Source organism: Lactobacillus sp. UMNPBX1 (assembly GCF_002554085.1).
In the GTDB taxonomy this organism is placed as follows: Bacteria; Bacillota; Bacilli; order Lactobacillales; family Lactobacillaceae; genus Lactobacillus; species Lactobacillus crispatus.
The window spans coordinates 18372-30567 of record NZ_PCZI01000023.1; the positions used below are offsets into that span (position 1 = coordinate 18372).

Genomic DNA, 12196 nt, shown 5'->3' on the forward strand with positions numbered 1-12196 from the left:
TTATTGTTCCTTTCCTAATTTCTCTTTGATTTTAAGAATTAATTCTTTTTTATTCAGATTGTTTATTTCATGATATTGATTTTGACGCAGCATCGCATCAAAAAAGAAGACATCACGATAATCAGAATAAGTTAAGGCATTCTTCGCTTTGCCATAACGATATGGATTAAGTTCAATTTTTCCAGATAAAATTTGGCTTGATGCTTGTCGAATAAGATACTCATCGTATTCTAGCAGTAATTCAATTTCTTCCTCACTAAAGTTGCGGTCACGTGGCAAGCTAAAGCCACCTCTAGCCTTAGTTTTAACCCCAGTATACAGTTCAGAAGAATAGCTAGGATGATCATCAAGTAATGGCTCAGCTTCTACTAAGATTTCTGGATCATTGCTGATTAAGCCAGTATACATCAGCTTGGGTTTACTATCAGTTGCTCCCTTTTTCAAATTTAAACTACTATCAATTAGTTTATTGCTATTCAAACGTTCTAATTGTCTAGTAACAGTTTGATAAAAAGCACCCAATAATGAAAGACGATCTTTTCCAGCAAAAAATTGATCATTTTTAGTCAAAACATCCAAATAAGAAACCATCTGTAAAGCAATTCCGTTATAAAACATCCCAAGATCAAATTTTTTAGCTGATGACTTGTAATCAATAACCTGGGCTAAAACTTGATCCTTATCATTGAAATTGGCCAAATCAACCCGGTCCATTTTACCGCGCAAATCAACTTTATGTTGACCTGATATATCTGGCACTTCTAAGCTTAATCCTTTGATTTTTTCGCCTAACCCAAAACTTAATTCAGAATACTTAGCCCGTAACGGGGTTTCCTTCAAGGAGCGCCGCCAATTATGAGCTACCTTAGAAGTAGTATGGTCTAGACACTTGAAAAGATATTGATTAAAAGGATCATTCATTAATTGAGAATATTTTCCTTCATCCTTCATCACATTTCGCACCGAATTAAGCATTTGTTCCAGTTCTATGCTGCTTAAATCTGCTAAGTCGGTATGCTGCTTGTTTAGTTTTTTCACTAAACGGTCAAAAGTCTCGTGAAAATAGTTTCCAGCTTGAATAATATCAAATTCATTTTCAAACCGTCGCCGCAGCTTAAGCCCATAATTCAAGAAATATTCATATGAATTTTCATAAAAAGTTTCCAGTTGTGACACAGATGAATTCAAGTTTTGACCATACAATTGACTAGCCAAGTCCTGACCAATATTTTCTGGCTGGTTATCAAAATCACTTGCTTCAAGCACTGTCTTCGTTTTTTTAGGTAGTTGCTCCTGTGTGATTTTTAATAACTCTTGCACAGCAAGACCTGAATTTATTGAATTCATATAGGTTAAATAGCCTAAACTTGCATCAGGGTTAGTAATGAAAGACAAAAGATCCTGCATCTTTTCTGGCAAATCATGTTGAACAAATTGCTGAGCACCATAATCCTTTAAACGTTGATAATAAATTGAAGGATCAAGTTCTTCATTTGAAGCATTAAGCACTGGATAAGATACATATACCCTATCTTGTGCTAAAGCTAGCGACAAACCAAACTGATAATTTTGGTCTAAGTTATTAAGCTGTTGACTATCTTCTAAGTAAGATTCTGAATTAAAACTATTTTGTAGCTGATTCAAGTTTTCAGTAGTTAAAAAACCTGGCATTTTCTGAATTTGGGGTAAATTATTAGCAGTAGCGCCAATGATAAACACTTGCTTATAGCCGCTAGTTTGTACCATCCCCATTTCAGAAAGGTTTACCGCATCAAGTGTTGAAGGAATTTGGGAAAAATTTGCTTCTCGGAAAGCGCTAATTAACATATTAAAGAATTCATTTAAATCAAAAGTTTCAGGATTAATTGCTAAATAGTCTTGCAACAGCTGCATTAATAAATCCCATAATTGCTCTGGTTGCTGCGCCTGCTGTAAATCACCGGCTTCATTGGCCTCATCACGCCATTTTTCTAATCGGTCGGCAATTCCGTTCTTAGTTAAGAACTCAAAAAATATCGTTAACGCCTTTTGACTATCTTTTTCTTGCTCTATTATTTTGAAAAATGTTGAAATCTTATCAACCAAGTAGCTGCGCAAACGATCGATCTTAGCTACTTCATCATCCATTTTGTCTAAGCGGATCACTTCAGCATTCACAAAATTATCAAAGTGTTTTTTCCATAAATTATGATTAATACCATGAGCCAGAACAAAATTCTCTAGTTCATCAACATCATGAATATACTCCGCCTCTTCCTTATACCAAGAAGGTATTAACAAGTGTGTCTTTAGGATGGCTAGCATATTTTGTGTTTGAAACGGATTCTCATGTAAGTTAAATAAGCTTTCAATTAAAACAACCAGAGGATGATACTTCATTTCCTGTTGTAAATCATTAAAAAATGGAATCTGATTTTGACGTAAAATTGGCGTCAAATAAGTTTCGTATTCCTTTAAATTTGGAGCTAAAATCAAAAAATCATGATAGCGATAGTTGCTTAGTGCTACCTGTTGATAAATAGTCCGCGCTACAAAATAAGCCTCTGCATATCGAGAGTCTGCTTTAACTAATTGTACCTGCTTCAATTCGTCAACTTTAGGAATTGTCTCCGTCCAAAGATTATTTAATATTTCACGACCATTTGGTCGCGAATTAAGCGGAAAAGTTGCTGTCATGTAGTCCATTTTTCTCTCTTGTAAGAACAGCGTTAAGCGCTTAATAGTTTGCTGGATTACATAATCATAATCTCCTTCTTCCGCACTAGAATTAATTTCACCTAAGCGCGTTTTAAACGCAAGGATTACATCTTTTGCTTTACGCATCAAAATTTTAATCGTTAGTGTTTCCTGTAATGAAAAATGTGAAAAATCACAGAAATAAAAACTGGCTTGCTTTAAATTTTTACTTTTAGCTAAAATTTCATTTAGTTGCAGCTGAACCTCATTCTTAGTAGAGAATTTACCCGCAATTTCTTTAATAAAGGCATCATAGATAATCCGCAAATCATGTAATTTATTTTTAGTTTCTTGATCTAAATTATCCTCTGATATCTCGTCTAAATCTAAATTTCCGTCATAAACTTGCAAAATTGTCTGATAAAGCTGATTTACTAATCCAGAATTAACATTAACATTTTCAAAAATAGTCAATTCATCTTTTTTGTTCTCAATAATATGAGCTAAGAGCATTGCACTAGCTGCATCATCTAGTTGATTAGGCAATCCTTGTTCGGCATCTTTTAAGAAAAACCAAGCTAAACGCGAAAAAGACAAAACATGCAAATTTTTAACTGCAGTCTCAGTTTGTTGTTTGCTTGTTGCTAATTTGTTAATTGCCCTAACTTCTGTGGTAAACTTAATATGATTAGGAACGATGATAAAAGTTTCTTGTTCTGGGTGTTGCTGATAGTTTTCAACTGCTTCTTCCAGAATTTTTTCTTGTAATGGGTCGGTTTGTCGTCCTGTAAGAATTTTGATCATTTGTTCGCACTCCTTGCTTTTTATTTTATCATAGCAAGGGCAATCTTTTGTATAAATCTATTTTAAGGATGATTAAAAATGAAAAGCAGCTATTTAGCTCATGGCAAGGTAATTATTATTGGGGAGCATTCAGTAGTTTATGGATATGATGCTTTAGCTATGCCAATTAAGGCTTTACACATTAAAACTACTGTTGAATCTGCTTCTCAAATGTGGATGGATACCGCTCGCTACCACGGTCCATTATTTGAAGCACCGGCAGAATATGATGGCCTAAAATACGTAGTTAAACATATGCAAAAAAAGGCTGGCAATAACCATCCACTTAAAATTACATACACTGGTGAAATTCCAATGGAACGTGGTTTTGGTTCAAGCGCTACTGTTGCATTAGGTACCACTAAGGCAATGAACCAATTCTTTCAGCTGAATATGACTGAAAAAGAAATTATGACTGTAACTAATCATGCTGAAATGATCAATCATGGTAAAGCTTCTGGTCTTGATGCAGCCACTGTTAATTCAGATTATCTAGTTTTTTTTAATAAAAAAATGGGGCCTAAAATATTACAAACCAAATTAGGAGCTACCCTGTTAATCATGGATACTGGTCAACTAGGCAATACAAAGGAAGCTGTTTTTTTAGTTAAAAAAATGCTTGAAAAGTCCGACTATGCCAAGAAAAAAATAGCTCGCTTGGGTGAATTAGCGGATCTTACTAAAAAAGCTTGGATCAAGCACGATCGTCAAGCAGTTGGACAGATTTTTAATGAAGCACAAGAAATTTTGCACTCATTTGATCTTTCAACAAATAAAATTGACCAACTGCAAAAAATTGCCTTGTCAAATAACGCTTTAGGCTTTAAATTATCAGGCGGAGGTCTTGGCGGCATTACTATTTCCTTGTGCGATAACGAAACTGTCGCCCAAGAAATTGCCGCTAAATGTAAAGATTTAATTAGTGACTACTGGATTGAGGAAATTTAATGAATAGAACCGCACGAGCACATACAAATATTGCTTTAATCAAGTACTGGGGCAAAGCTGACGACAAATTACGTCTTCCTTTAATGTCTAGTTTATCAATGACTTTAGATGCTTTTTATACTGATACTAGCGTTGAAAAAACAGATGGTGAAAATCAATTTTTCTTAAATAATCAACAGCAAACTGCTGCAGCTAGTCAACGTGTTTTTGCTTATCTAAAAAAATTGCAGGCTCGTTTTCACGTCACTGGCAATTTAATCGTTAAATCTGTCAATCACGTCCCTACTTCTGCAGGATTAGCATCATCTAGTTCTGCTTTTGCGGCACTAGCTGCTGCTTTTTGTCAATGCTATGACATCAACATTGATCTAGAAGATTTATCTCGTTTAGCCAGGATTGGATCTGGTTCTGCCAGCCGCTCCGTTTATGGCGGTTTTGCTGTTTGGCAAAAAGGTAATAGCGACGAAACATCTTACGCATATGCACTAGATGAAACACCAACGATGGATCTTCACCTTTTAGCAGTTGAATTAAATACCAAACAAAAAAAGATTTCTTCGACTTATGGTATGAAAGATGCCCAATCTTCTCCATTTTTCAGGCCCTGGCTTGAACGCAACAATTCAGAATTAAATGAAATGATCAAAGCTATAAAAAGTAATGATTTCACTGCCCTAGGCCAGTTAGCTGAGTTAAATGCAAATGAAATGCATGCAATTAATTTAACTGCACAGCCTGAATTCACTTACTTTGAGCCGCAAACCATTCAAGCTATTAAATTAGTTGAACAACTTCGTACTGAAGGAATTGAATGTTACTATACAATTGATGCAGGACCAAATATTAAGGTACTTTGCCAATTAAGAAATAGCAAAGATATCATTCAACGCTTTTCGTCCGAATTTAATAATGTTAATATAGTGAATGCAAGTTTTGGTCCTGGAATTACTTATTTGGACTAGTTGTAATTAAAAAAGTTAATTAGATTCGAGGATTTAGTTCTTTTGATAACAGAAAAAGCGCCCGGAAAGTTATATATTGCCGGAGAATATGCAGTATTAGAGCAAGATTGTCCTGCTATTTTAGTAGCAGTTAACCAATTTGTACGTGTGTCAATCACTAAGAGTAAAGGGGCAACTGGCTTAATTCACTCCAAGCAATACTCACAGGATTCGATTCATTGGGTTCGTCAGGGCTCAAAAATGGTAATCGATAATCGTGACAACCCTTTTGAATATATTTTGTCAGCTATTTCATTTACTGAACAATATTGTATTGAGCAAAATATCAAGATGAAAGTCTATGATTTACACGTCAATTCAGACTTAGATTCTGCAGATGGTAAAAAATATGGTTTAGGTTCAAGTGCAGCTGTCACAGTAGCTACAGTTAAAGCTATCTTGCGTTTTTATGGCGTAAAAATGAGCAATGAACTGGTTTATAAATTATCGGCTATTTCACACTATTCAGTTCAAGGAAATGGCTCAGCTGGTGACATTGCAGCTAGTGTCTATGGCGGCTGGTTAGCTTACCAAACTTTTGACAAAAAATGGTTAAAGCAAGAATTAGCTAATAAGACTTTAGTTCAAGTCGTTAATGAAGCTTGGCCTGGCTTAAAAGTTGAATTACTAACTCCTCCTAAAGATATGAAACTGATGATTGGTTGGAGTCAAAAGCCAGCATCAACTTCACGCCTCGTTGATGAAACTAACGCTAATAAGGCGGCTTTGAATATGGAATATAAAAATTTCTTAGCAGCTTCTAGAGCTTGTGTTTTAAAGATGGTTCAAGGTTTCGAAGCAAACAATATTGCTTTAATCAAACAACAAATTCGGGCTAACCGTAAATTGTTGCAGCACTTTGCCAAAATTAACCAAATTGCCATTGAAATTCCACGTTTATCGCAATTAATCAAAATTGCAGAAAATTTTGGTGGAGCTGCTAAAACTTCTGGTGCTGGTAATGGTGACTGTGGCATTGTGATTACAGATACTAATACCGATGTTGAAGCACTTGAAAGCGAATGGCGCCATAATGGAATTATGCCTCTTAATTTTAAGGTTCACCAGATTATCATGGCTCATTGATGGAGAGTTCTATGTCGATTAGATCTGAAAGAAAAGAAGAACATCTGAAGTTAGCTCAGATGTTTTTTAATAAAGAAAAATATAATAGTTTTGATCAACTGCATTTGTTGCGCCCTGCTCTGCCTGAAACAAAAGTCGATCCAACTATTCTGGGATCAGAAATGTTTGGCAAAAATGTTTCTGCGCCTTTTTTTATCAATGCTATGACTGGTGGCTCAGCTGCTTCTAAACAAATTAATCAAGCATTGGGACAGGTTGCCCAGCAGCAAAATATTGCCCTAGCTTTGGGATCTGCCAGCATTTTAGCTAAGGAAACTGATCAACTAGACAGTTTTATGGTTGCCAGAGCAGAAGATCCAGATGGTGTACTAATTGTTAATGTTAATCCAGAAACACCAATCTCTGCAATTAAACAAATTATCCAAGAATTAAATGCAGATGCGCTTCAGATCCATTTAAATACAATACAAGAAATTGCCATGCCTGAAGGTGATCGTGACTTTCGTTGGCTTGATTCAATTAAAGCAATTCGTACCGCTATCGATTTGCCCATTATTATTAAAGAAGTCGGTTTTGGATTGGATCAAACAAGCATTCATCTTTTAAAAGTAAATGGCATTGAATACTTCGATGTCGCCGGTTCTGGTGGCACAAACTTTGCCCAGATTGAGAATGCACGTAATGCCAGTGACGTTTCATACTTAGAAGATTTAGGTTTACCTACTGTGGTGACTGCTCTGATGGCATGGCAAGAGCAAGTTAAATTTTTTGTTTCTGGTGGAGTACGTAATCCCCTAGATATTTTAAAAGGTTTAGCTCTAGGAGGAAAATTTGTTGGTATTTCAAATGTTTTTTTACAAGAATACATCCAAAATGGTAGTACTGGATTAGAGCAATTAATTACTAATTGGAAAAATGAATTGGCTGCTTTAATTGCTGTTTACGGCAAAAAAGATTTAGCATCCCTGGTACAAATAAAAAAATACTATGATTTACCATTAAAGGCTCAAATCGATCAGTTACTGTAAAGTAAAAGCACTAGTTAATGATGACTAGTGCTTTTACTTTACATAATTTTCCTTATTTAATTTCAAGCAATTTGGCAATTTCTTTTTGAACAGCACTTTCATTACTTGAACCAATAATTTGCCCTGCAGCTTGTTTGGCTTCTGGCAACGCCGTTGCAGTAGCAAAACTACGACCTACATATTTCAGCATTCCTACATCATTACCGCTATCGCCAAAAGCTATCATCTCACTTGATTTGATCCCTAATTTTTGACTCAAATATGCTAGACCTACTGCTTTATTCATTCCCTTAGTTTGCATATCAATCGAGTCTGCTGCACCAGAAACAAAACCAACCTCCGGATATTTTTCTTTTAATTCGCGCAAAATTTTAGACATTTTATCTTCTGGCACTGTCAGACTGACCTTGAAAATCTGATCATCAATTTCTCCAAAAGAATCTACTACAGTAATATGCTCCATGTATTTTTTCATTTCTTGTTTATAAGCTCGTCCACTGCTCTTTTTAACATAAGCACTTACTAGCCCCATCACTACAGCTGGATATGGATATTCAGTAGTTATTTTTAATAAAGTTTGATATATGTCATCACTTAACGAGTCAACATGCAAAATTTGTCTTCCTTGAGCAACTAATGCCCCATTTTCAGCTACAAAATAAATTTTATCCAAAACCTCAGGAAAACGAGTCATTAAGTTAGCATATTGATTGCCACTAGCAACTACAAATTTAATCCCCTGCTTTTGCATTTCCGCAAATTCACGCAAAAATAATTCTTTATCATAGTCTTTCTGGTCAGTTAACCAGGTTCCGTCCATATCTGTCGCAATTAGTTTTATCATTTTCTCAATCCCTTTGGGTAAAAGTTCTTCAATACTTGATTACCAGCGATTTTGCCAAAACTAAATATTAATTTTTGATAGCTGACTAACACAAAGCCCCGCAAATCACTGTCCACTTTAACGGTTTCACCGTGCAAATAATTTTGGTATTCTTCAATTGTCGGTAAATCATAAACCCGTTCTTGCTTTACCTTACCTAGCACTTCTGCCAATTGATGTCCTGGTTCAAAACGTTTTTTCTTTAATATACCCAACTCGACTCCATTATTAATTACATGAAGCTTACTTTTTTCAGGCAAACTGATTGCAGGAATATAGACATGTTCATTACGGACTTTTGCTTTATTACGCCAGTCACTTAAAGCAACTGGTAAATTAAACTGATCCATTACCTGACCAACTAGTTCCTGATCATTTTGGGTTAAGCGCCACGGATCACGCTTGGCTTTTTTGTTTTTGCTCTTTTTTTCAATTCTAGCTTTACCTACTTTTTGTAAAACTGCCACAAATTGTCCTTCACCTATACCATCTTGAGGCCAAAAGCGTAATGTTTTAGTCAAATCAGGATTTCCATCAGCCCACTCAGGCTGTCCAACATCAATCTTATTAGCTTGTATCCCTGTATCTAAAATTGTAAAACCATATTCTTTATTTAACCAGCTAACAATCTGCTCATCCTCTTCTGGCGCAAAGGTACAAGTTGAATAAATTAAGCGTCCGCCAGGTTGAAGCATCTTAACAGCTTCATTGAGGATCTCTTTTTGACGGTTCTGGCATGTTAAAACATAGTCTTGAGACCAATAACCAATTGCCTCCGGATTTTTTCTAAACATTCCTTCACCACTACATGGAGCATCGACTAAAATCACATCAAAAAATTCTGAAAAAATTGGAACTAACTTTTCTGGACTTTCATTAGTAATTAAGGCATTACTGATGCCCCAACGTTCAATATTTTCCCGTAGTGCCTTTACTCGTGTTGCAGAGATTTCATTAGCTACTAAAAGGCCCTCACCCTTCAATTGTTCTCCTAATGCTGTTGTTTTTCCTCCAGGCGCAGCACACAGATCTAGCACGCGCTCTCCTGGCCGAACACCACTAATTGCCGCAGGAAACATAGCCGCTGGATCTTGAGAATAAACACTACCGCTTACCCACTCAGGATCTTCCCCCGATACTTCACCATAATAGGCTGAATTTATTTGCGGTACTGAATCAGTAAGCTCATATGAAACCTTAGTAGGCTTCAATGTATTAATTCTAAAAGCTTTTTTGCTCTCTTCATTCATCGCCGCAAATAGTTCTTGTGCTTTTTTGGTACCTAATAATTTTTCATATTTAGTTTTAAATTCATTTGGTAGATTTAGCAATTTTCCTGTCCTTTCTCACTAAGTAATAGACCATCCCACAAAACGCCAATACAATTACAACCCAGGAAGCTATTAATGTAACTATTAAAGAACCATATGTTGAATAAAAGGCATGCCATCTTAAAAAGAAGTATGTAGCAAGGGCAAAAATAGCCTCTATTAAAAATAAACGTACGCTGCGGTTAATTACCCAATTGCGCAGCAAATCATCGTGTAGACGTGTTAAACGAGCCTGACGCTTAATTCCTATTGCAAGCAACATATTTGTGATCATTCCGACCAATAGGCAAACAACTAACATTAAAATATCCGGCACGACAGATAAACGATCACGATGATGCTCTTGAACAAAAGACGGAATATGCAAACTAGCATGATAATGCTTAGCAATCTTTTCAATCACTGCAGGTGTTGCATCTACTACAATTCGATAATTCTTGAGCTGGTCTTTAGCAGTTGGCTGATCAATTCCTGTACTTAGATAATATTTATCCATTTCTACCTGTGGATAGTCCTTAAATTCGCCTATAACAGAATAATAATTTTTGCCTAAAATAACATATTTATTATTCTGCACATCTAATAAATTAAGTTTAACTGTTGGCCCCAGCACCACAAAAGAAACCTGTCCTTTAAAATCATCAGGTGAAAAATAGCGACCACTCTCAGTTGGCAAGCCAGTAACGGCATGATTAGCCCAAACAAGCACTTGTTTTTTTTCATAATTATTATCTAAATGCAATTGAATTTGATGATTCGCATAATTTTTGTCCAAATATTTTAGGAAAATACTAATCTTTTCATCACTATCTGTTCTAAAATAGCGGGTATTATTAGTTAAGCCGTGTGCTTCCAGCAATTCGTCAGCATAACTAGATTCAATATTGGAGAGCATTGTTCCAATTCCTAAAAAAGATAATAAAAGAATCAGTAACAAAAATATCTTTTTAAAATTCATTTTTTATTTCAAATACCTGTTCATTAATAAAATCGAAGCTTTGCAAGGAATGATTAATCTCGTCTAAAGCTGCACTATTTTTAAACCAATTTTGGTGCCAAAATTCTGGTGAATTAGTAGCACCATCTTTTTCACCAACAAAGAGCAAATGACAACTTGGATTATACTTATGCCAAGCTGCCACAGTTTCTAAATCTCCGTGACCGAAATTTGGTGACCACGAACATAGAACTAGATTAACTGTGTGATACTTCTTAATTGCTTGGTCAGCTGGTAAATCTTCTACTGGATAAAAAGGCTTAGCTCCAGTGGTCGACGTCTTGGCCCACTCTAATGAGTCTGTACTGTGAACTTTAATTCCAACCTGAGCCAAAGCTTGAGACCAATACGCGTTGCCTGCCATGATTTCTAACGCTGTTTGTACATGCAGCTTATTTTTAATTAACTGCGCAGTCTGAATATTAGGCAGAGACCAGATGCCATATATTAAAGAGAGATATTGCCGAAAATTATTAAGTAAATTATTTAAATCCCTTAAGGCCCCTTCTTTATCTGGTCCCACCTCAACTAAAACTTCTTCAAATTCATCTGGCAATAAACCTAATCTGCGTGGTGCCCGCTTCAATGGCTTACCTGCTTGTACATAACTATCAATTAATGCTATTTCTTCAACTTGTCGTTTAACCGCAGGATGATTTATCTCTTGCTCTAATTTTGTTAATTTCGTCAAAAATTTTGTCATACTTAAACACCTTAATATGATTTTACCATTCAACGGCGGAGAATTCAGTTATAATAAGACTAGCAAGCAAAGGAGATATTCTATGGTTGAAACCAAAAAGAGAAATGATGATGAAAGCATTGGCCGCTTTGTTTTAGACATAATTATTATGTTTGCAATTTTGATGGGAATTTACTACTTTATTTTTAGTTTTTTCCTATCAAATGAAACAGTATCTGGTCCATCAATGCAGCCCACATTTGAGAATGGCGATCGTTTGATTGCTGTACGTCATTTTACGCCTAAACGAAATGATATCGTCATTCTAAAAGCACCAGACCAAAAAGGTGCTCTGTATATCAAGCGAATTATTGGCACACCTGGTGATATGGTTACTTCTAAAAATGATAAGCTTTACATTAACGGCAAACAAATTGCAGAACCATATTTAAATAATGGCTACCAAAGAAAGTCACATAAATTAGGTGAACTCTATACTAACAATTTCACTTTAAAAAAGCGAGTACCTAAGGATAGTTACTTCGTCATGGGAGATCACCGTGACGTCTCAAAGGACTCCCGTTACTTTGGGTTTGTTAAACGAAGCGCGCTAGTTGGACGAGTCGTATTCAGGTATTGGCCGTTTACACAATGGAAAACATTTTAGGTTCAGTATAAATTCTTGTGTAAACGGCTGTGAGATTTAGGATGCCTTTCGGGA

The 12196-nt window shown here is 35.7% G+C and carries 10 protein-coding genes; 5 read left to right on the forward strand and 5 right to left on the reverse strand.

The annotated features are described in order from the left end of the window. Positions 1-3480 (reverse strand): ATP-dependent helicase/nuclease RexB, encoded by a 3480-nt coding sequence (rexB, locus tag CP352_RS09615; protein WP_089143297.1) that lies wholly within the window; start codon positions 3478-3480, stop codon positions 1-3. A 78-nt stretch (positions 3481-3558) separates the two neighbouring features. On the opposite strand from rexB, the gene mvk reads away from it, so the two are divergent. The 4 genes from mvk to fni are packed head-to-tail and all read left to right on the forward strand — an operon-like array spanning position 3559 to position 7582. Beyond that, positions 3559-4467, forward strand: coding sequence for a mevalonate kinase (gene mvk, locus CP352_RS09620; RefSeq protein ID WP_089143296.1), 909 nt, complete (start codon positions 3559-3561; stop codon positions 4465-4467). Then, positions 4467-5429, forward strand: coding sequence for a diphosphomevalonate decarboxylase (gene mvaD, locus CP352_RS09625; RefSeq protein ID WP_005719691.1), 963 nt, complete (start codon positions 4467-4469; stop codon positions 5427-5429). Before mvk ends, mvaD begins: the two co-directional genes overlap by 1 nt. Before the next feature lie 42 nt (positions 5430-5471). Continuing rightward, a complete protein-coding gene (locus tag CP352_RS09630) occupies positions 5472-6554 on the forward strand; it encodes a phosphomevalonate kinase (RefSeq protein ID WP_061204734.1) in 1083 nt (360 codons plus the stop codon). An 11-nt stretch (positions 6555-6565) separates the two neighbouring features. Continuing rightward, on the forward strand, positions 6566-7582 hold the full coding sequence (fni, locus tag CP352_RS09635) for a type 2 isopentenyl-diphosphate Delta-isomerase (RefSeq protein ID WP_057726665.1): 1017 nt from the start codon (positions 6566-6568) through the stop codon (positions 7580-7582). A 52-nt stretch (positions 7583-7634) separates the two neighbouring features. Here fni and CP352_RS09640 read toward each other — a convergent pair whose 3' ends face one another. Genes CP352_RS09640 through CP352_RS09655 form a run of 4 tightly spaced genes read right to left on the reverse strand, consistent with a single transcriptional unit; the run spans position 7635 to position 11496 of the window. Further along, positions 7635-8426, reverse strand: a complete 792-nt coding sequence (locus CP352_RS09640) for a Cof-type HAD-IIB family hydrolase (protein ID WP_005719694.1) — start codon at positions 8424-8426, stop codon at positions 7635-7637. Next, positions 8423-9796 carry an RsmB/NOP family class I SAM-dependent RNA methyltransferase gene (locus CP352_RS09645; RefSeq protein ID WP_089143295.1) on the reverse strand — a complete coding sequence of 458 codons (1374 nt, stop codon included), beginning with the start codon at positions 9794-9796 and terminating at the stop codon, positions 8423-8425. The genes CP352_RS09640 and CP352_RS09645 overlap by 4 nt, the downstream gene beginning before the upstream one ends. Then, a complete protein-coding gene (locus tag CP352_RS09650) occupies positions 9777-10754 on the reverse strand; it encodes a hypothetical protein (protein WP_083554561.1) in 978 nt (325 codons plus the stop codon). Before CP352_RS09650 ends, CP352_RS09645 begins: the two co-directional genes overlap by 20 nt. Further along, positions 10744-11496: a hypothetical protein gene (locus tag CP352_RS09655; RefSeq protein WP_013086416.1), complete on the reverse strand. Its 753-nt coding sequence runs from the start codon at positions 11494-11496 to the stop codon at positions 10744-10746. The genes CP352_RS09650 and CP352_RS09655 overlap by 11 nt, the downstream gene beginning before the upstream one ends. An 82-nt stretch (positions 11497-11578) precedes the next feature. Here CP352_RS09655 and lepB point away from each other — a divergent pair, with 82 nt between their 5' ends. Then, positions 11579-12142, forward strand: a complete 564-nt coding sequence (lepB, locus tag CP352_RS09660; RefSeq protein WP_005722374.1) for a signal peptidase I — start codon at positions 11579-11581, stop codon at positions 12140-12142. The last annotated feature ends 54 nt before the right edge of the window (positions 12143-12196 follow it).

Coding starts and splice junctions, on each gene's coding strand:
- rexB (WP_089143297.1), bottom strand. CDS start 3,480: ATGATCAAAATTCTTACAGGACGACAAACCGACCCATTACAAGAAAAA.
- mvk (WP_089143296.1), top strand. CDS start 3,559: ATGAAAAGCAGCTATTTAGCTCATGGCAAGGTAATTATTATTGGGGAG.
- mvaD (WP_005719691.1), top strand. CDS start 4,467: ATGAATAGAACCGCACGAGCACATACAAATATTGCTTTAATCAAGTAC.
- fni (WP_057726665.1), top strand. CDS start 6,566: ATGTCGATTAGATCTGAAAGAAAAGAAGAACATCTGAAGTTAGCTCAG.
- CP352_RS09640 (WP_005719694.1), bottom strand. CDS start 8,426: ATGATAAAACTAATTGCGACAGATATGGACGGAACCTGGTTAACTGAC.
- CP352_RS09650 (WP_083554561.1), bottom strand. CDS start 10,754: ATGAATTTTAAAAAGATATTTTTGTTACTGATTCTTTTATTATCTTTT.
- CP352_RS09655 (WP_013086416.1), bottom strand. CDS start 11,496: ATGACAAAATTTTTGACGAAATTAACAAAATTAGAGCAAGAGATAAAT.
- lepB (WP_005722374.1), top strand. CDS start 11,579: ATGGTTGAAACCAAAAAGAGAAATGATGATGAAAGCATTGGCCGCTTT.